Below are 19,090 nucleotides of genomic sequence, written 5' to 3'. Positions count from 1 at the left end.
TCCGCAAGAAGCGCATTGCGCACAAGGCGAAAAAATATGGCACGTCGAACGTTGACCGAAACAACTTCGGAGCGACGCTAGTCGAGGACCTAATTCGCCTTCTGCCAATCTGTTTGCGGTATGTGTGAAAAGTGAATGCGGCCCCTCGATAGCGGGGCCGCATTTTTTTTGTCTCTCGGATTTTGCACGGTATCGAGCGGCATGTTTTAGTCGAACTCGCCTGGCGTGAGCTGGCGTCTTGGAGAACGAAATGGTTTCGGTACGTTTGCCTGATGGGTCGGTCCGTCAATACGACCACCCGGTGACCGTCGCGGAAGTCGCGGCATCGATCGGCGCGGGTCTCGCCAAGGCCGCGCTTGCCGGCAAGCTCAACGGCGAGCTCGTCGACACGTCGTTTGTCATCGACCAGGATTCGTCGCTCGCCATCGTCACGGACAAAGACCCGGAAGGCGTCGATGTCGTTCGTCACTCTGCCGCGCACTTGCTGGCCTACGCGGTCAAGGACTTGTTCCCCGAGGCGCAGGTGACCATCGGGCCGGTCATCGACAACGGCTTCTATTACGACTTCGCGTACAGCCGTCCCTTCACGCCCGAAGACCTCGAGAAGATCGAAAAGCGCATGCAGGACCTCGTCAAGAAAGACGAGCCTGTGTCGCGGCGCGTGGTGTCGCGCGACGAAGCGGTCGAGTACTTCAAGAGCATCGGCGAGAAGTACAAGGCGGAGATCATCGAATCAATCCCGGCTTCGGACGAAATCAAGCTCTATTCGCACGGCGGTTTCACCGACCTGTGCCGTGGTCCGCACGTGCCGTCCACCGGCAAACTGAAGGTTTTCAAGCTCATGAAGGTCGCGGGCGCGTACTGGCGCGGCGACTCGAAGAACGAGCAGTTGCAGCGTATCTACGGCACCGCCTGGACCAAGAAGGAAGACCAGGAAGCGTATCTCCACATGCTCGAAGAAGCGGAGAAGCGCGATCATCGCAAGCTCGGCAAGCAGCTCGACCTGTTCCATTTGCAGGACGAAGCGCCGGGCATGGTGTTCTGGCATCCGAAGGGCTGGTCGCTGTGGCAGCAGGTCGAGCAGTACATGCGCCGTCGGATCAATGAGGCCGGCTATCTCGAGATCAAGACCCCGATGGTCATGGACCGCTCGCTGTGGGAAGCGTCCGGTCATTGGCAGAACTATCGCGAGAACATGTTCACGACCGAGTCCGAGAAGCGCGACTATGCCATCAAGCCGATGAACTGCCCGGGCCACGTGCAGGTGTTCAATCACGGGCTGAGGTCTTATCGCGATCTGCCGCTGCGCTACGCGGAGTTCGGATCGTGCCATCGCAACGAGCCGTCGGGCGCGTTGCATGGTCTCATGCGCGTGCGCGGTTTCGTTCAGGACGACGCGCACATCTTCTGCACGGAAGATCAGTTCATCGCCGAATCTATCGCGTTCAATACGCTCGCGATGAGCGTGTACAAGGACTTCGGCTTCGATCACATCGACATCAAGTTGTCGCTGCGTCCGGAGCAGCGCGCCGGTACCGACGAAACCTGGGATCGCGCGGAGCAAGGCCTGCGTGACGCGCTGACCGCGTGCGGCCTGCAGTGGCAGGAACTCGCGGGCGAGGGCGCGTTTTATGGTCCGAAAATCGAGTACCACATCAAGGACGCGCTCGGCCGGTCCTGGCAATGCGGTACGCTGCAGCTCGACATGGTGTTGCCGGAGCGTCTCGGCGCGGAGTACGTCGGCGAGGACAACAGCCGTCGCCGTCCGGTCATGCTTCACCGCGCGATCGTCGGGTCGATGGAGCGTTTCCTCGGCATCCTGATCGAGCACCATGCCGGTGCAATGCCGCCGTGGCTCGCGCCTGTGCAGGCAGTCGTGCTGAATATTGCCGAAAGTCAGGCCGAATATGCGGCTTCTCTGGCCCAATCGTTGCAAAAACAAGGGCTTAGAGTTGAGAGCGATTTGCGCAATGAGAAGATTAGCTATAAAATACGCGAGCACACGTTGCAAAAGGTTCCGTATTTGCTGGTCGTCGGAGACAAAGAGCGTGATGCACAAACCGTAGCCGTGCGTGCTCGTGGCGGTGTCGATCTGGGCGTGATGCCGGTCGACGCATTCCTCGAACGTCTGCAGCAGGAAGTGCGGGCGTTCAAGTAAGTCACTCGCAGCGCGGCTTGTTTTTTCATTTTTAGAGGAAACGTAACATCGCTACTGATAAGTCGTCACATCGCATCAACGGTGAAATCACTGCGCCGGAAGTGCGCTTGGTCGGAGTGGACAACGAGCCGCTCGGAATCGTGAAACTGGCCGAGGCTTTCCGTCAATCGGAACAGCTCGACGTGGATCTGGTCGAAATCGCGCCGCAGGCTTCACCGCCTGTCTGCCGTTTGATGGATTACGGCAAGTTCAAGTACTCGGAAGCGAAGAAGCAGCACGAGGCGAAGCTCAAGCAGAAGATCGTGCAGGTGAAGGAAGTCAAATTCCGCCCCGGCACGGACGACGGTGATTACAACGTCAAGCTGCGTAACCTCACGCGCTTCCTCGAAGACGGCGACAAGACGAAAATCACGTTGCGTTTCCGCGGTCGGGAAATGGCGCACCAGGAAATCGGCATGCGCATGCTCGAACGTCTGAAGACGGATCTGGACGAATACGGCCAAGTCGAGCAAATGCCGAAGATGGAAGGGCGTCAGATGATCATGGTGCTTGCCCCGAAGAAAAAGGGTAAGTAACGAGCGTCGTAAAGCGTTGGATCGCGCGCCGTTGAAAAGCGTGAGCGCGGCATCGCAGGTGGTTTCAGGGCTGGCGTCACTTTGGTGACGCCGCTCATGAAAAGCGGTAGCCACAAAAGGCTGTCCGCACATAAGTGGAGCGTGGGTTTCGAAGGGCGGCAAGGGGTCCGATGTTTGTTTGACGGATCATCCGCACACCCATGACCATCTAATAAACTGGAGTAGTTTCATGCCGAAGATGAAGACCAAGAAGAGTGCTGCAAAGCGCTTCGTGGTGCGTCCGGGCGGTACCGTCAAGCGCGGTCAGGCCTTCAAGCGCCACATTCTTACCAAGAAAACCACCAAGAACAAACGCCATTTGCGTGGCACGACGGCCGTTCATGAGTCAAATCTGAACTCCGTCCGCGCAATGTTGCCGTTCGCTTAACCCTTAACCGACACTCATAGGAGCGCAACATGCCTCGAGTAAAACGTGGGGTTACCGCACGGGCCCGTCACAAGAAGATCATCCGTCTGGCCAAGGGTTACCGCGGCCGTCGCAATAACGTCTATCGCATCGCCAAGCAAGCGGTAATGCGCGCAGGGCAATACGCCTATCGCGATCGCCGCAACAAGAAGCGTGTGTTCCGCGCATTGTGGATCACGCGTATCAACGCGGCGGTGCGTCAGCACGACATGACGTACAGCGTGTTCATCAACGGCCTGAAGAAGGCTTCGATCGAACTCGACCGTAAGGTGCTGGCCGACATGGCTGTGTTCGACAAGGCTGCTTTTGCTGCGATCGTGAATCAGGTGAAAGCCGCCGTTGCAGCCTAATTGCGAAATTAGTACTGCGTGGTTCGCCTGAGCGTCGTCCGGTTGTTCAGGGTGGCGCGAAGGTAGAAAACGGGGCTCTCACCGAGCCCCGTTTTTGTTGGTCGGACGGTTTTGCTTATCGCATGTGAGGCGTACGAACCAATCGTGCGCATAAGCCAAACCGTAATTCAGTTAGAACTTCGACGTTGAAAAGATGGGATCAATGGATCTGGACCAGATTGTCGCCGACGCAAAAAGCGCCTTTGAAGAAGCCTCCGACGCCGCCGCGCTCGAAAACGCGAAGGCCCGCTTTCTCGGCAAATCCGGCGCGCTGACCGAACTGCTGAAGGGTCTCGGCAAGCTCGATCCGGAGGCAAAGAAGACCGAAGGCGCGCGGATCAACGTGGCCAAGCAGCAAGTCGAAGCGGCGCTCAACGCGCGTCGTCAGGCGCTGGCCGACGCGCTCCTCAACCAGCGGCTCGCCGCCGAAGCTATCGACGTTACCTTGCCCGGACGCGGCGCGAGCACGGGCACGCTGCATCCGGTCATGCGCACGTGGGAGCGCGTGGAGCGCATCTTCGGCACGATCGGCTTCGATGTCGCGGACGGTCCCGAGATCGAAACCGACTGGTACAACTTCACGGCGCTCAATAGCCCTGAGAACCATCCGGCGCGCTCGATGCAGGACACCTTCTACGTCGATGGTAAAGATGCCGAAGGCCGTCCGCTGTTGCTGCGCACGCACACGAGCCCGATGCAAGTGCGCTACGCGCGCATGAACAAGCCGCCGATCAAGGTGATCGTGCCGGGCCGCACGTATCGCGTGGACAGCGACGCCACGCATTCGCCCATGTTCAACCAGGTCGAAGGCCTGTGGATCGAAGAGAACATCAGCTTTGCGGACCTGAAGGGCGTCTATACCGATTTCCTCAAGAAGTTTTTCGAGCGCGACGACATTCTCGTGCGCTTCCGCCCGTCGTATTTTCCGTTCACGGAGCCGTCGGCCGAGATCGACATGATGTTCGAACACGGCAAGAACGCGGGCAAGTGGCTGGAAATCTCCGGCTCGGGTCAAGTACATCCGACCGTCATCCGCAACATGGGGCTCGACCCGGAGCGCTATATCGGTTTTGCGTTCGGTAGCGGCCTCGAGCGTCTCGCCATGCTGCGTTACGGCGTGCAGGACTTGCGTCTGTTCTTCGAGAACGACCTGCGTTTTCTGCGCCAGTTCGCTTAAACGCCGCACGGCCCGCGGAGCCCGGTTTGGCAACAGCAACCGGGCGAGAGACACCACCTCATTCGAACGTAGACACACATGCAATTCCCAGAATCCTGGCTCCGAAGCTTCGTCGATCCCGCACTCACGACCGACGAACTTGCGCACGCACTCACGATGGCCGGTCTCGAAGTCGAAGACCTGCGGCCGGTCGCGCCGCCGACCAAGAAGATCGTCGTCGGACAAGTGCTGGAAGTGGCGAAGCATCCGGACGCCGACAAGCTCAACGTCTGTCAGGTCGATGCCGGCACGGGCGAGCAGTTGAACATCGTGTGCGGCGCGCCGAACGTGACGCCCGGTATCAAGGTGCCAGTCGCGCTGGTCGGCGCGGAGTTGCCGCCTGCCGAAGCCGGTGGCGCGCCTTTCGCGATCAAGCTCTCGAAGCTGCGCGGTGTCGAAAGCCAGGGCATGCTGTGCTCGGCGCGCGAACTGAAGCTCTCGGAAGACCATAGCGGCTTGCTGATCCTTCCGGCCGATACGCCGATCGGACAAGACATTCGCGAAGCGCTCAATCTCGACGACACCGTCTTCGAGATCAAGCTCACGCCGAACAAGGCGGACTGCCTTTCGGTTTTTGGCGTCGCGCGCGAAACCGCCGCGATCACGGGCGCGACGTTGAAGTCGCTCGACATGCCGCCGGTCGAGGTCAAGCTCGACGAAAAGCTGCCAGTAAAAATCCTCGCGCCGAATCTGTGCGGCCGCTTTTCAGGTCGCGTGATTCGCGGTGTGAACGCGCGCGCGAAGACGCCGCAATGGATGGTCGAGCGCCTCGAACGCGCCGGTCAACGCAGCATCTCGGCGCTCGTCGATATCTCGAATTTCGTGATGCTTGAACTCGGCCGTCCCTCGCACGTGTTCGATCTCGACAAGATTCACGGCGGTATCGAAGTGCGTTGGGGCAAGAAGGGCGAATCGCTCAAGCTGCTCAACGGCAACACTGTCGAACTGGATGAAACCGTCGGCGTGATCGCGGACGGCGCGCAGGTCGAAAGCCTCGCGGGCATCATGGGCGGCGACAGCACGGCTGTCACGCTCGATACCACCAACATCTATCTCGAAGCCGCCTTCTGGTGGCCGGACGCCATTCGCGGCCGTGCGCGCAAATACAACTTCTCGACGGACGCCGCGCATCGCTTCGAACGCGGGGTCGATTACTCGACCACTGTCGAGCATATCGAACGCATTTCGCGACTGATCCTCGACATCTGCGGCGGCGAGGCCGGCCCGGTGGACGATCAGACCGTCAACGTGCCCGAGCGTCATCCGGTGACCATGCGCGTGTCGCGCGCGCACCGCATTATCGGCGTGGACATTAGCGTGGACGAGATCGCACAGATTTTCACGCGTCTGAATCTCGCTTTCGAGCGCGACGGCGATACCTTCAGCGTGACGCCGCCGGCTTATCGCTTCGATATCGAGATCGAGGAAGATCTGATCGAGGAAGTCGCGCGTATCTACGGTTTCGAGAAAATTCCCGCGCGCCCGCCGGTTGCTGCCAGCGAAATGCGGCGCACGAACGAAACGAGGCGCTCGATTCACACATTGCGTCATGCCGTGGCCGCGCGCGACTATTCGGAGACCGTGAACTTCAGTTTCGTCGATGCCGACTGGGAGAAGGATTTCGCCGGCAACGACAATCCGGTGAAGCTCATCAATCCGATCGCGAGTCAGCTTTCGGTCATGCGCACGACGCTGTTCGGCAGTCTGATCGACGTACTGCGCTACAACCTGAACCGACGCGCGGACCGTATTCGCGTGTTCGAAGCAGGGCGTGTGTTTCTGCGCGATGCATCGGTCACGGCGGGCGAATTGGCTGTCGAAGGTTTCGCGCAACCGAAGATGATCGGCGGTCTCGCCTACGGTCCCGCGCTCGACGAGCAATGGGGCGCGCCGTCGCGCAGCGTCGACTTCTTCGACGTGAAGAGCGACGTCGAAGCGCTGTTCGCTCCCGTCGTACCGCGCTTCGTGAAGGCGGAGCATCCGGCGCTGCATCCGGGACGCAGCGCGCGTGTCGAAGTGGCGGGCCGGGCGGTGGGCTGGATCGGCGAACTGCATCCGCGCTGGCAGCAAAAGTACGACCTGCCGCATGCGCCGATCCTCTTCGAAATCGAAGCGGACGCGTTGATGGATCGCGCGCTGCCGGCGCCTTCGGAAGTGTCGAAATTCCCGCCCGTGCGGCGTGATATCGCCGTCGTCGTGGATCAGAAAGTACCGCTCCAGGCGTTGCTCGACGAGCTTGAAAATGCCCGTTCCGAACCTGCCTGCAAGCACGTCACAAGGGTTGCGCTTTTCGACGAATTTCGTCCAAAATCAAATACTTCCGGTGGGTTGGCGGAGCACGAGAAAAGTCTTGCCTTCCGTGTTACGTTGCAAGATACTGGCGGCACGCTTCAGGATGAAACGGTCGATACGGCCATCAAAACGCTGGTGGATCGCCTGGCTCGAGTACACGGCGCGCGGTTGCGCGGATAGCCTGCGGTTGGGCATGTAGTTGGCCTGCAGTTGGCTTAGTCCGTCTTCATCGTCGTCCGCCGTTTTACCCATATGAACCAAATGAACTCGAGTGATTTCGAAGCCCTTCTTTCGGCGCAGCGTAGCGCCATGACCCGAGATATCCCGACTTCGGGCGCCGTGTCCAATGACACGCCCACGCTCACGAAAGCCGAACTGGCCGAGATGCTGTTCGACCATGTCGGCTTGAACAAGCGCGAAGCGAAAGACATGGTCGAAGCCTTCTTCGAAGTCATTCGCGACGCGCTCGAAAGCGGCGATAGCGTCAAACTCTCCGGCTTCGGCAACTTCCAGTTGCGCGACAAGCCGCAGCGTCCGGGACGCAATCCGAAGACTGGCGAAGCCATTCCTATCGCGGCACGGCGGGTCGTCACATTTCATGCAAGTCAGAAGTTGAAGGCGCTGGTGGAAACGGGAGCGGAGTCAGGTCTCACACGTTGAATTCGCTCATGCGCTGAACATCGCGCGAATCGCTTTTGCTTGCCGTGCTTCATCGACATCACTCACCAAGATGGTTGATCGACGATGGAAAAAGTCGTCTTGCCTCCGATCCCGGCCAAGCGTTATTTCACGATTGGCGAAGTCAGCGAGCTGTGCGGTGTCAAGCCGCACGTGCTGCGCTATTGGGAGCAGGAGTTTACGCAGCTGAGGCCGGTCAAGCGGCGCGGCAATCGGCGCTACTATCAGCATCATGAAGTGCTGCTGATCCGGCGGATTCGCGAACTGCTGTACGAGCAGGGATTCACCATCAACGGCGCGCGTAATCGGCTTGATTCGCAAGGCCGCCCGATCAGCGATGACGCCGAAGCCGAAGATATCGAGGGCGTAGCGGCTGCGCCTTCAGCGGGCGTCGATGTCGATCAGTTGCGCAAGGAGATCACGCAGGTGATCGATTTGCTCGGTGGCTGAATGCCGCTTGTCTTGTAGGAATGACCAATGCCGCGACGGACTCGCGGCATTTTTTTGGTCTGGGTGCATTGCGTTCCGAGTGCGACTACGCGAAGAACATGGGCTGTATGGTGCCGTTCTACCCGCGCGATGGCGAATCACAAAGCATGGGTTGAATCTATCAGCCGACGGTCAGGTTCGCGCTTGGAGCCTCTACACCAACCGACCAGTACACAAGGCTCGGCCCCATACCCATAGGCGGATAGATACGCCAGTCATCAGGTCCGTGATGGAAGAAGTACAGCGCAAAGCGCCCGCCATTCTTGTATGCGCTCACACATACATAGCGGCTCCCGCCCAGATAGATGCGGCCGAACCGTGTAACGCGCGCGGGTGACACCGAAACGAACCATCTTGCGACTTCGAGACGCAAGCTGGAAGTTCGGACTGACAGCGGTTGCCTTTGAACGACAGGCGCGAGAGCAAGCGAAGGCATCAGGCGGCGTTCCTTATACGTCACTTTAAGATTAGAGCTTAAGGGCCTGAGTTACAAGTGGTTTTTGTGCCTTTTAAGTCTGAGTAAAAGCGGGCAGTTGCCTTAGGGAGACGATACTTTCTCGTTTCTGATCTACAGTGAAAACCGATGAATCCAAGCGCTTCGGAACAAACTCCTGACGGTTTCGGCGAGCATACCGCAAACGTTTGCTTTTCGAACTACTTTTCAGCGTGCAAAGTCATGCGCAATTGAGAAAAGCAGCGACAAGTTTTCAAGTGCTGTGAAGCAAGCGGTGCCATAGCGCTTCGGAAAGTTTGATTAGGGCGACAGTATTGTGAAATGCGTCGACTGTTCGTCGTTATCCATACGCCGCAGAATCGCGATGCATCGACCGGACAAAATAGCGCTTCTGTGCGGACTAACGGTGGATGAGTCCGTCGAGGTTCTAACCGCCGGTTCGGTGCCTTGCTTTTTTATGCGGTGAACCGGTAGTTAAGCGTCGCGTCAAAATCGCGTTAAGGCAGGCACGGTCAATCATCGCGAACGCCGCGAGTTCAGTGTTTTTTGCTTTGCGTGCAGCGCGTGAACCTATCTGAACGTTTTAGCGCGCGCATTTTCGCGTATGAACTTCGGCATGGCGACTGCCGCCCATTTTTCTGCACACGTGCGGGAGAGCACGGTCAGAAGAGGATAAGCAACTCTCGGGTTTCGCACGACGAGTCGGCCCATCTCGAGCAGCACGGCAATTCTCTGGCGGCGATGCATTCGTAAAGTCCAGGATGTGCGACGGTGGTCCCTGTCCGACGGTCGATTGACAAAGGACGGTATTCGCTGAGCAAGAGGCTTCACCACTACAGGCGCCTCGCGCCGAGTGACCATTGCATTACGACAACGCTTGCAATCGCTAGATCAGCTCTGTTGAGCAAGACGGCACTGTCGACTGACCACCTGATGTGCGGCGTCGATAGCTTCCAGGAACTGTTGCATGCCTGCCTGACGTGCCTCGCCATTGGCGATGAATTGCAATGCCTCAAGGGCATCCACTTGCAGCAGATGGCCGGACGTGTTCGCCAGGTCTTTGATTTCAGCGTGCTTGCGTTCTAGTTCCTCAAGCACGGCCTTGGGCCAAGGCCGTTCAGGATCAGTCTGATACATGACTCGGAACACAACGCCCGAAAGCTCGGCGAGCGTTCCGAGCACTTCACGATAGACATGTGCGAGTGCATCCGCTGTCACCTCCGGCTTCTTGTCTCGACGCCCGAGATAGTGGAGGCTGGCGGTGGCACCGCGGACGACAACTGAGAGAATGGCTGACACGGCACGCCCCGATTTTTTATTTAATGATCATGATCGGAATATGAGGCAGTCTGGTTAGAAGTTGAGTGCGCCACTTAACGAAACGCCGCAATCAGCGTCAGGCCTGTCGAAAGTTTGGCGTGATTTGCATGACACTCGCGTGCCTCGCAGTCTTTCAGGTGGCGATCAAGGTGCAACGGCAAACAACTGCGTGTGCCTAACAATCGTGGCCGCTCGAACTGATCCGATGATTTGTCGATAGATTGCGCGAAGAAGCGGTTGTCCGCATCGAAGCGCATGGGTCAAATGATTTTTGGCAGTAGGATCTGCTCGGCGATAACGGGCAAGGCGATTCCGCACAAGAGAGTACAGCTAGGATCGTGGAGTTGCCCCTGTAACTCAGGACACGCAGACACCGTTAAGTTGATGATGCAGAGGTTCGCCGGAACTCCCGGGGGGAACGGTACTTCAGTGCCTTATGCGGGTGGCGTTCGTTGTAATGCTCAAAGGCGCCAGCCAGATGTGAGAGCGCTGTTGGCACATCAGGCTTATGCATAAAGGCAATGTAATCGTGCTTGATTGTCTTCACAAACGACTCGGCCATACCGTTACTCTGCGGCGAACGAACAGGCGTCGTCAACGGTTCCAGACCCAACTCGCGGGCAAAGCTGCGCGTACGGTGGTCGATGTAGGCAGAGCCGTTGTCCGACAGCCATTCGATGGGTGCGCCTGCCTGCGGCGTGCCGAAGCGTTGCTCGACCGCTGCGAGCATCACATCGCGCACGACGTCGCCGCTATGGCCGCCAGTAGTCGCTGCCCAACTAATAGCTTCCCGGTCATGGCAGTCCAGCGCGAACGTCACGCGCAACGGCGAGCCATCGTCACAACGGAACTCGAAGCCGTCCGAGCACCAGCGGACGTTACTCTGGTCAACGGCAATGCGTCCATCATGTCGGCGGGTATCGCGTCGCTGGCCAAGGCGCCGGAGCAGCAACTGATGGTCACGCATGACGCGATAGACCCGCTTGGCGTTCACGCACGGCGCACCGGTCAATTCGTGACTACGTCGCAGCAATGCCCAGACTCGTCGGTATCCATAAGTCGGCAAGCCCGCCACATGCTCGTGGATTGCAGCGACCAGTTCCGTGTCGTCGGTCTGTCGGGCGCGGCGGCCGTCCTGCCAGTCTGGAGAGCGGGCTTTTCTGACTGCCAAAGCAGAGCGCGCCACGCCGAGAACATCGCAGACCGTTTTCATTGGTCGTCCCCGGGCAGTAAGGGCGAGCGCGCAATCCAGTTTTTTGAGCGGCCATACTCGACTGCTTCCTTCAGGATTTCTGCCTCCTGCGTCTTCTTGCCAAGCAGACGCTGCAGTTCCCTGATTTCCTTCATCGCTGTGGCCAACTGCGAAGCGGGTACCACGGCTTCTCCAGCCTTCACCGCAGCCAGGCTGACTTCCTCGTATTGCTTGCGCCACGCAAACACCTGGTTTGGGTTGACCCCGTGCCGCCGGGCAACCGCTGAAACCGTTGCTCCCGGCTCCAGGGTTTCCTGCACGATGGCCACCTTCTCCTGGACCGAACGTCGACGACGGCGCTCCGGCTCGGTCAGAACTTCAATGCTTTCCACAATTTGCCTAGGCTTGAAACTAGTCACAAGATTCCCTCTTATTTTAAGGGGTGTCTCGTGTCCTGAGATTCAAGGGGCTACTCCAGATCGGCAAAGCGTCGATGCCGCAAGCGGAGCCAGTATCGGACACGCCTACAGGAGTTTTGTAGAGAGGGCAGTGCGGCTTCATCACCCGTGGTCCTTCAGAGACGCATTCCTCATCGTTGAACGAGAAGCAAATGAACAAGACGCCAAACGAATCCGCCATCCCTCAAACCGAATTCTCAAACAGCATTAGAAAATCATTTATATCTGTGCTTTTCATCAAGAGCGGATTCAACGTCTCCGGATTGTGCTCCCACCAACGTGAGTCGAGTAATCGGGCTGTCACCTCTGGCTCGAAGCGATAACGCAGAACGCGCTGCGGATTACCGACGACTATCGCGTAAGCAGGAACATCTTTGCTGATCGTGGCGCCCGCCCCGATGATCGCTCCGGTGTGGATCGTAACGCCTGAAAGGATGGTGGTGTTTGCGCCGACCCAGACATCGTTGCCAATGACGACGTCTCCCTTCCATCTATTGGAAGCATTTATTTGATGCAGCGTCGTGTTCGTAGACAACGAAAGCTTCGGATGCTCGCCGCCTAACACGAATGTTGCTCCCTGAGCAATTGAGCAGTAATGCCCAACCTCAAATGCACACGGAGCCCCCCAGTAATAAACGGTTGGTCGGTTTATATGACTGTGGTTACCGACCGCGACTCTGATTTCCTGAACTGGGAAAAAGAACCGTCCGTCAGTCACTTCCGGTGGCGGTAACGGAACCTCGACTGCTGGTTGCGGGGCCTTTCTCGAAAAAAATTTAGATAGCGGCTTCATGCTTCATCACCTGTCTCGCGCGCTGGGGCCGTTGTGAAAGTCGTCGTTGTCAAGCCGATTAGCCGGACGGCGCTGTGCACACAAATCCTTCGTATCCACACTGTTGGCCCGTGCTAGAAGACACTTGAGCTTGGCTTGTGGCGCTACTACGAGCCGCCGTCACGCAGGCAGGCATGATAGCAAGCGGGCCGAAATGACTTTGAATTCCTTGATGTGCGGGACAGAGCGGATCTTCCTCTCGCCATGACAAAGCCCGCTGCAAAGCGTGAACGCTTCCTCGCTATGCGGGCGAAAGTATCTGACGGTCAGTGGCGCAACGATGCCGCGGAAGTGGCGCGGCGGAAGGTAAAGAGGCGTCTCAAGTCTGGCGGGACGCGGAAGTGCGCAGGCATCCGACTATGAAACCGCTCATCCCGCTGCTAGTTATCAAATATGAGTTCTTCGAGGTTGATGGCTATCAGCCAGCTCGGGGGAGACTACGAACGCAGCGACTTGCTGATCTTCCGTCGCCCAACACAACGACTAGCCTTAAAGTTCGGAGGCCCGGGCCAGTGCAAGCGTGTCGATGTACTCGCGAATGCTCGCGACTTTGCCATTGCGAACGATGATGGCAAAGATCCAGTGGTCTTCGAAGGTCTTGTTCGTGGCTTTGATTCGGCCCGTCGCGAAGCCGACGACCAGAACCCGGTCACCCTGAGCAACGAATTCGGGCGGGGCGGGGTAGGACGTATCCACCATCTCGGACGCCTTCTGCAACAGGTTCGCCAAGTCCGCGTGTCCACGGTGGGTGCCGGCCAGCGCCCACTCGCCCGGAACGATCCACTCGATGTCTTCTGCGGAAATGGCCAGCAAAGCTTGCTTATCGCCGCTGCCCAGCGCGGCAAAAAAATCCTTCACGACCTGGACGTTCGCTTGTGTGCTCATCGGTATCTCTCCATGTTTGTGACACAGGCCCGCAACTGGAACAGTTCGCGCTCTTACGTCGGACGGCCGCTGCTCCATCGATGTGCCGCGCGGTTTGCAGTCCAACACGCGGCACTTAGGACCCACGCTTTCCGCCGTCGACCAACAAGCCCACTGAAGGGGCACTGCGAACGACGTTAGCCAGAGCCGCCACAACACATCAAAGTTGCGCCAAGCCGCCATCGACGGCCACCTCGCTGGCGGTCATGAAGCTGCTGTCCGACGACGCGAGAAAGGCAGCCACCGCTCCGATCTCGGCCGGATCGGCCATGCGCTGAAGCGGAGTCATCGAGGCGAAAATCTTCTGGCCTTCCTCGCCCAGCGCTTCCTTCGCGAGTTCGGTTGCCGTCGCCCCGGGTGACAACACGTTCACACGGATGCCGGTGCCTTTCAGGTCCTCCGCCCACGTTCGCGCGAGGTTGCGCACGGCCGCCTTGCTCGCGCTGTAGGCGCTCATTCCAGGAGCGCCCGTAGTGCCGGCGCTCGATCCGGTCAGGATGATCGAACCGCCATCGCGCATCAGCGGCAACGCCTTCTGGACCGTGAAGATCGAACCCTTCACATTGGTGTCGAAGGCTTCGTCGATGTGCTCGGCGGTAATCTTGCCGAGCGCTAGCTGGCTTCCCGCGCCGGCATTCGCAAAGACGATATCGAGGGTCCCGCGCTCGTCCTTCACCGCTGCATAAAGTCGGTCGAGGTCGGCCTCATCCGAGACCGAGCCCTTTACCGCGCGGGCATTGGGCCCGAGGTCGGCCACGGCATCGTCGAGTGCGTCTTGCCGACGGCCGAAGATGAAGACGAAAGCGCCTTCCTCGATGAAGCGCTTCGCTGCCGCGCGGCCAATGCCCGTGGCACCACCGGTGATGACAGCCGTCTTTCCGTTAAGTCTGGTCATGTCGTGCATCCTTCTTTCAAGTTGTACGGAAGCAGGAATCGCTTGCTTGAAACAAGTATGCAGTTGGACTAACCTAAGAACAAGTATGCACCTTTTGGTAACCACGAAATGACCGACTGTTCTCCGACCTGTGGTGGCCGCTACTCTTACGGGCTAGCCGCGACCCTCAGCATCATCGCGGGCAAATGGAAGCCACTGATCTTGTACTTCCTGCTCGACGGCCCGAAGCGCTACGGCGAACTCAAGCGCAATGTCCACGGCGTCAGCGCCAAGGTGCTGATCCAGCAATTGAAGGAACTCGAAGCCGATCGCGTCCTCGCGCGGACCGACTATCAGGAGGTGCCACCGCGCGTGGACTACACGCTGACGCCGCTCGGTCGAAGCCTGGCCGACAAGATCGTCCCGCTGTGCACTTGGGGAACCGAGAATATGGCGGAAATGGTGAACATGCTCGCTGAGCGCGACAGGTTGAGATAAAAGACAGCCGACATCCACGTTCAACGCGCTATCAAAACGTGCCCGCGCTGTTTTCGCCACTCAAAGAGCAGGGAAGTAGTGGCCATTGTCGAGGTCCTCGATCAGGCCGGGCTGGGCAGGCTTCCAGCCGAGAGCCTGACGCGTGATGAGATTGGACGCCGGAAGGTCCAGCGTGACCAGGTTTGTCAGGAAGCCAAAGTATCCCGGCAGCATCAGCACGTCGATGGGAATGCTCACGGCCGGCAGGCCCAGGCGGCTGCCGATGGCCTCGGCGATCTCGCGCAAAGCGATGCCCTCGCCCTCGATGCCGTGCCAACTTTTGCCAGCCGGACCTTTCTCCAGCGCGAGACGGAACAAGGTGGCGAGGTCGCGGCCATGCACGGCCGGCCACAAGTTTGCGCCGTCTCCCGGATAACCGATGACGCCCTTGTCCTTTGCGAGCGCAATCAGCAACGGGAGGAAGCCTGCATCGCTCGTGCTGTGCGCGATGGGAGGAATCCGCACGACCGAAGACCGCACGCCCCGCTGCGCGAGTGCTATCACGGCGAGCTCCACGACGTTACGAACTCGCAGGGTTCCTTTGTATGCATCGCCGGCCGGAAGGGCAGGGTCATCCTCGCTGACGGGCCGGCCGAGGCTTTCCCATCCGGGTGAGCCGATGCTCGCCGACACGACCAGCGGCTTGCCGGTTCCGGCCAGTGCGTCGCCATACGCAAGCATGATCCGGAGTTCCGCGGCGGCCACGGCATCGAGCCCGCCAGAGGGAAGCAGGTCTTGTCTATGCGCGACATGGATGACACCGTCTGACTCCGACGCCGCGGCCTTCAGTTCACTAAGATCGGAGATATCGCCGCGACGCACCTTTGCGCCGAGCGCGGACACCGCCGCCGCTGATTTGTCCGACCTGGCGAGGCCGGTTACCTCGTGGCCGGCGGCGATGAGCTCGGGAATGATGTACGAACCGATATGGCCGGTCCCGCCCGTGACGAAAACGTGCATGTTATTGCTCCCTCTAGAAGATGTGATGCGAGATGTCGTGGCGCTGGTGCAATCAGCCGAACAGGCTGACGCCGATTGAGAAGTTGGCGTGCTTGACGGAGTGAGTGAGCAGTCCCAGCGACAGCAGGCTGACGTGCTCCAGCGTCTTCGCCATGAGCAGCGGCCCGGTATCCATCGGGCGCAGTCCGAGGCTCGCGACGAATGCCGAGACGCGTGCTTTCGCCTGTGCATCGTCCCCGGCGATGAACACGTCCAACAGGCGGCCCTCTACTGGACCGGCAGCCAGGACGTGAGAAAACAGGGTGTTGAACGCCTTGACGATTTTCGCGTCGGTAGGCGCGGCCTTGGCGATCTCCCGCGCGCCGAAGCTGTCGCCCGGAGTCACGAAGCTCACGTGATCGGAGGCAATGGGATTGGTGATGTCCACGAGAACCTTGCCTGCAAGCTCGTTCCCGTATTGCTTCACCACGTCGAGAACGGCTGGGTAGGGAAGCGCCAGGATGACCATGTCCCCGGCCGGGGCGACGCCGAACGTTCCTGTCGTCGCGTTGGCTCCAAACTCTTCGGCAAGCGCCCGCGCCTTGGCAGCGTCGCGGCTAATTACCTCGACTGTGTGTCCCGCCTTGGCGGCAAGGCCGCCGATCGCTGCGGCCATGCCGCCTGTACCAATGATGCTGATCGTGCTCATGCAGTCTCCTGGTGAGTTGGGTGGTGCTCGTAACCACTAGCAACCATCCTATTCACATAACTTGCAAAAAACAAGTAAAGGAGGAAATTTACTTGCTTCATGCAAGCGATGTTAATATTTGGCCATGAAGACGACATCCAAAGAAGACCTTCGATCCCATTGCGCGGTGAACTACGGCGTGGAGATCTTTGGCGACCGGTGGTCGCTCTTGATCATTCGCGACATCGTCTTTGTTGGCAAGAAGACGTATGGCGAGTTTCTGAGATCGGAAGAGGGAATCGCGACCAATGTCCTTGCGTCCCGCCTTGCGTTTCTTGAGGAACAAGGAATTCTCTCGAGGGCGCCCAGCCCCGACGATGGGCGCCGTGACTTCTACACGCTGACCGAGAAGGGCTTGGACCTCATCCCTGTCGTGCTGAACATCGTCCTATGGAGCGCGAAGTACGATTCAAAGTCGTACGTTCGGCGAAGTAAGGCTTTCATTGCCCGATTAAGGCAAAGTCCCCTGCTGGTGAGCGAAGAGGTAAAGACGCTGGTTCGGAATGGCGGATGTATGTTTCCGGAGAGCAAGGAATAGACAGGATGGCAAGAAAGCCGTGCTACGTCGATAGACGATGCGCGCATGGCTAGCCGAGAGGTGCGGCGAATAGCGGCCCGATGTCGAGAACGGTTCTGGAGACCGTGATTGAGGTTCAGTGGCCTGAGCGGGCGAAAAGTCGCGCCGGCTTCGGCTCCATTCCGTACGCGGTCTAAGACATTACGGCGAGCGCGATAACGGATGCAGAGAAAGCGCGACCACTACATCGACGCACTTCAGTCCGCCGTAGCACACGCCACGCGCGCGCAGGACGAGATGACGATTCAGCCGCGCAGGAGTTTCATCTTGACTGTACGCAATGCGCTTCGGCGGCGTTCTTTTGGAAGCCGTCAGAATCGCTTCTTCCGCCATGGACATACAAATGAGAAAGCCCGCGTAATCAAAAGATTACGCGGGCTTAATTTGGTCGGGGCGAGAGGATTTGAACCTCCGACCACCTGCACCCCATGCGGCGATGCACTGCTACAAAAATCTAACAGTTAAGTGTGTTTGTCTAACTTGGTGCGTAAACGTTGAGCAAGTTCTGGCGCGGGTTTGCGGAACGTTTTCAGGCAAGTTAGACAGTTTTTTAGCTCGCTCGACGCAGAGGGACAGGCGTTACTCGCTCGACTTCGCGAGACTTCGTGTAGTGCGCCGTCATCTCTGCCGTCGTGTGTCCGGCGAGCGCTTGCGCTGCATCTGCACCTTCAAATCATTGGCCAATGTGCAGACGATGCCGGAAAGCGATCTGGACGCTGAAGCGGCAAAGCTTGGCATTGTGCGGAAGGACTGATCATGCGATACCTAGTCCTTCTACTGGTTGTCTCTGGATGCGCCGCACAGCCGCCTGCTCCGCAAATCCAATACGTCACACGCACGGTGAACGAATGTGCGTGGGCGTCAAAAGCCATCTATCGCTCGTCGTACCCCATTGAAGTGAAGCAATGGATGGTTGCGTACGAAACTGCGTGCCAAACGAACTGCCCGACATCCAAATGAAAAAATTCCTTGCCGCGCTCCTTGTTGGCTTCGCTTCGATTGCATTTGGAGCGACGCTTACGCCCATTCAATTGCTCAACCCTGCAGGTTCCACGGCCGGCCAAGTCATCATTTCAAACGGCCCAACTACGGCGTCGGCATGGGGAGCTGTCACGCTAACGGGTATCACTGGAACGCTTGGAATCTCGAACGGCGGAACGGGCGCAAACCACGCAACATCGGCACTTGCTAATCTTCGCGCTGCGCCTTTCAACAGTCCAACGTTCACAGGAACACCGACTGTTCCGGGCTACCTGACGACAACTTCAGCCGCGTCTACGTACGCGCCGATCGCCAGCCCGACCTTTACCGGCACGCCTGCAGCACCTACACCGGGTGTCGTGGCGAACAGCACGACACTTGCAACCACTGCATGGGTACGTCTGCTTCTGGCTTCCCCTGGCACGATCGGGAACACAGCGCCGAACACAGGTGCGTTCACGACGCTCAGCGCCAGTGGAGCACTCACGCCGTCTCGGACGGCCGGCATCGTCGGCACCACGACGAACAACAACGCGAACGCTGGCAGCGTCGGTGAGATTATCGAGAACACAGCGACTGGCGTTGCAATCAATACGACAGGGGTTTCGCAAACGCTGACGAGTGTCAGTCTCACTGCAGGGGATTGGGATGTCACGGGCAGCTTCCAGGTAACGCCAGCAGCTACGACCGTGGTTACCAGCTACCAAGCCGGTATCGCTCTCACGAATAATGCTTTGCCTGGCTTTCCGAATCAGATTCAGTTGACGCAATCAAAGTCGGCAGGCGTGATTGATATGTGGGCGCTTCCGACTAGACGTGTCAGCGTTGCGGCCGGGACGACGGTGTATCTGACTGCCAATATCGGGTTCACCACTTCCACGTGTGCAGCGTCGGTACACATCCGAGCACGGCGTGTTCGATAGCGCAGGATGCGTGATTACCCGTAGAGATACGGTTTAGAGAATTAAATTGCGGCTATACTGGCGCCCAT

General features: G+C 58.7%; 18 protein-coding genes. 11 read left to right on the top strand and 7 right to left on the bottom strand.

The genetic code is table 11. From position 1 onward, the window contains the following. The first annotated feature begins 250 nt into the window (after positions 1-250). From thrS to ACYQ47_RS29995, 8 genes are all read left to right on the top strand, one after another. Complete coding sequence (gene thrS, locus ACYQ47_RS30030) at positions 251-2,158, top strand: threonine--tRNA ligase (protein WP_244827699.1); 1,908 nt, start codon at positions 251-253, stop codon at positions 2,156-2,158. Positions 2,159-2,205: 47 nt separating this feature from the next. Further along, positions 2,206-2,733 (top strand): translation initiation factor IF-3, encoded by a 528-nt coding sequence (gene infC / locus ACYQ47_RS30025; RefSeq protein WP_074168877.1) that lies wholly within the window; start codon positions 2,206-2,208, stop codon positions 2,731-2,733. A gap of 229 nt (positions 2,734-2,962) precedes the next feature. After that, positions 2,963-3,160: a 50S ribosomal protein L35 gene (gene rpmI, locus ACYQ47_RS30020; protein ID WP_244827700.1), complete on the top strand. Its 198-nt coding sequence runs from the start codon at positions 2,963-2,965 to the stop codon at positions 3,158-3,160. A 29-nt stretch (positions 3,161-3,189) separates the two neighbouring features. Then, positions 3,190-3,549, top strand: coding sequence for a 50S ribosomal protein L20 (rplT, locus tag ACYQ47_RS30015; RefSeq protein WP_050454097.1), 360 nt, complete (start codon positions 3,190-3,192; stop codon positions 3,547-3,549). Between the two features lie 202 nt (positions 3,550-3,751). Then, the gene (pheS, locus tag ACYQ47_RS30010) at positions 3,752-4,765 is read left to right on the top strand and encodes a phenylalanine--tRNA ligase subunit alpha (RefSeq protein WP_244827701.1); all 1,014 of its coding nucleotides are present in this window, start codon (positions 3,752-3,754) and stop codon (positions 4,763-4,765) included. 78 nt (positions 4,766-4,843) lie between these two features. After that, a complete protein-coding gene (pheT, locus tag ACYQ47_RS30005) occupies positions 4,844-7,276 on the top strand; it encodes a phenylalanine--tRNA ligase subunit beta (protein WP_459908354.1) in 2,433 nt (810 codons plus the stop codon). 72 nt (positions 7,277-7,348) lie between these two features. After that, positions 7,349-7,756, top strand: coding sequence for an integration host factor subunit alpha (locus ACYQ47_RS30000; protein ID WP_244827703.1), 408 nt, complete (start codon positions 7,349-7,351; stop codon positions 7,754-7,756). Between the two features lie 84 nt (positions 7,757-7,840). Further along, positions 7,841-8,224, top strand: coding sequence for a MerR family transcriptional regulator (locus tag ACYQ47_RS29995; RefSeq protein ID WP_244827704.1), 384 nt, complete (start codon positions 7,841-7,843; stop codon positions 8,222-8,224). Positions 8,225-9,608: 1,384 nt separating this feature from the next. On the opposite strand, the gene ACYQ47_RS29990 is transcribed toward ACYQ47_RS29995, so the two are convergent. The 5 genes from ACYQ47_RS29990 to ACYQ47_RS29970 form a co-directional block, all read right to left on the bottom strand. Continuing rightward, positions 9,609-10,016, bottom strand: a complete 408-nt coding sequence (locus ACYQ47_RS29990) for a hypothetical protein (RefSeq protein WP_244827705.1) — start codon at positions 10,014-10,016, stop codon at positions 9,609-9,611. Positions 10,017-10,413: 397 nt separating this feature from the next. Continuing rightward, positions 10,414-11,612, bottom strand: a protein-coding gene (locus tag ACYQ47_RS29985; protein ID WP_459909376.1) for an IS3 family transposase whose coding sequence is annotated in 2 segments (ribosomal slippage) — positions 10,414-11,297 and positions 11,297-11,612 — 1,200 coding nt in all. Because the reading frame shifts where the segments join, the coding sequence is not laid out codon by codon here. 259 nt (positions 11,613-11,871) lie between these two features. Beyond that, a complete protein-coding gene (locus ACYQ47_RS29980) occupies positions 11,872-12,480 on the bottom strand; it encodes a CatB-related O-acetyltransferase (RefSeq protein ID WP_459908351.1) in 609 nt (202 codons plus the stop codon). 528 nt (positions 12,481-13,008) lie between these two features. Next, positions 13,009-13,404 carry a nuclear transport factor 2 family protein gene (locus ACYQ47_RS29975; RefSeq protein ID WP_309842587.1) on the bottom strand — a complete coding sequence of 132 codons (396 nt, stop codon included), beginning with the start codon at positions 13,402-13,404 and terminating at the stop codon, positions 13,009-13,011. Positions 13,405-13,603: 199 nt separating this feature from the next. Beyond that, positions 13,604-14,338: an SDR family NAD(P)-dependent oxidoreductase gene (locus tag ACYQ47_RS29970; RefSeq protein WP_250492282.1), complete on the bottom strand. Its 735-nt coding sequence runs from the start codon at positions 14,336-14,338 to the stop codon at positions 13,604-13,606. 108 nt (positions 14,339-14,446) lie between these two features. Here ACYQ47_RS29970 and ACYQ47_RS29965 point away from each other — a divergent pair, with 108 nt between their 5' ends. Then, on the top strand, positions 14,447-14,815 hold the full coding sequence (locus tag ACYQ47_RS29965; RefSeq protein ID WP_250464428.1) for a winged helix-turn-helix transcriptional regulator: 369 nt from the start codon (positions 14,447-14,449) through the stop codon (positions 14,813-14,815). 60 nt (positions 14,816-14,875) lie between these two features. Here ACYQ47_RS29965 and ACYQ47_RS29960 read toward each other — a convergent pair whose 3' ends face one another. Continuing rightward, positions 14,876-15,814, bottom strand: a complete 939-nt coding sequence (locus ACYQ47_RS29960; protein WP_250508900.1) for an SDR family oxidoreductase — start codon at positions 15,812-15,814, stop codon at positions 14,876-14,878. 52 nt (positions 15,815-15,866) lie between these two features. Continuing rightward, a complete protein-coding gene (locus tag ACYQ47_RS29955; protein ID WP_459908348.1) occupies positions 15,867-16,502 on the bottom strand; it encodes an NADPH-dependent F420 reductase in 636 nt (211 codons plus the stop codon). Positions 16,503-16,626: 124 nt separating this feature from the next. Between ACYQ47_RS29955 and ACYQ47_RS29950 the strand changes: the two genes are divergently transcribed. Continuing rightward, positions 16,627-17,079, top strand: a complete 453-nt coding sequence (locus ACYQ47_RS29950; RefSeq protein WP_244827711.1) for a winged helix-turn-helix transcriptional regulator — start codon at positions 16,627-16,629, stop codon at positions 17,077-17,079. A gap of 968 nt (positions 17,080-18,047) precedes the next feature. Further along, positions 18,048-19,022, top strand: a complete 975-nt coding sequence (locus ACYQ47_RS29945; protein WP_459908345.1) for a hypothetical protein — start codon at positions 18,048-18,050, stop codon at positions 19,020-19,022. The last annotated feature ends 68 nt before the right edge of the window (positions 19,023-19,090 follow it).

It is taken from the genome of Caballeronia sp. HLA56 (assembly GCF_054655155.1).
Note: the sequence above shows the minus strand (reverse complement) of the source record. Positions and strands in the feature narration are given on the sequence as shown.

Excerpts from the sequence above, each read along its gene's own strand:
- rplT (WP_050454097.1), top strand. The coding sequence starts at position 3,190 with ATGCCTCGAGTAAAACGTGGGGTTACCGCACGGGCCCGTCACAAGAAG.
- ACYQ47_RS29950 (WP_244827711.1), top strand. The coding sequence starts at position 16,627 with ATGAAGACGACATCCAAAGAAGACCTTCGATCCCATTGCGCGGTGAAC.
- ACYQ47_RS30000 (WP_244827703.1), top strand. The coding sequence starts at position 7,349 with ATGAACCAAATGAACTCGAGTGATTTCGAAGCCCTTCTTTCGGCGCAG.
- ACYQ47_RS29965 (WP_250464428.1), top strand. The coding sequence starts at position 14,447 with ATGACCGACTGTTCTCCGACCTGTGGTGGCCGCTACTCTTACGGGCTA.
- ACYQ47_RS29980 (WP_459908351.1), bottom strand. The coding sequence starts at position 12,480 with ATGAAGCCGCTATCTAAATTTTTTTCGAGAAAGGCCCCGCAACCAGCA.
- rpmI (WP_244827700.1), top strand. The coding sequence starts at position 2,963 with ATGCCGAAGATGAAGACCAAGAAGAGTGCTGCAAAGCGCTTCGTGGTG.
- thrS (WP_244827699.1), top strand. The coding sequence starts at position 251 with ATGGTTTCGGTACGTTTGCCTGATGGGTCGGTCCGTCAATACGACCAC.
- pheS (WP_244827701.1), top strand. The coding sequence starts at position 3,752 with ATGGATCTGGACCAGATTGTCGCCGACGCAAAAAGCGCCTTTGAAGAA.
- ACYQ47_RS29970 (WP_250492282.1), bottom strand. The coding sequence starts at position 14,338 with ATGACCAGACTTAACGGAAAGACGGCTGTCATCACCGGTGGTGCCACG.
- ACYQ47_RS29995 (WP_244827704.1), top strand. The coding sequence starts at position 7,841 with ATGGAAAAAGTCGTCTTGCCTCCGATCCCGGCCAAGCGTTATTTCACG.
- pheT (WP_459908354.1), top strand. The coding sequence starts at position 4,844 with ATGCAATTCCCAGAATCCTGGCTCCGAAGCTTCGTCGATCCCGCACTC.
- ACYQ47_RS29975 (WP_309842587.1), bottom strand. The coding sequence starts at position 13,404 with ATGAGCACACAAGCGAACGTCCAGGTCGTGAAGGATTTTTTTGCCGCG.
- ACYQ47_RS29955 (WP_459908348.1), bottom strand. The coding sequence starts at position 16,502 with ATGAGCACGATCAGCATCATTGGTACAGGCGGCATGGCCGCAGCGATC.
- ACYQ47_RS29960 (WP_250508900.1), bottom strand. The coding sequence starts at position 15,814 with ATGCACGTTTTCGTCACGGGCGGGACCGGCCATATCGGTTCGTACATC.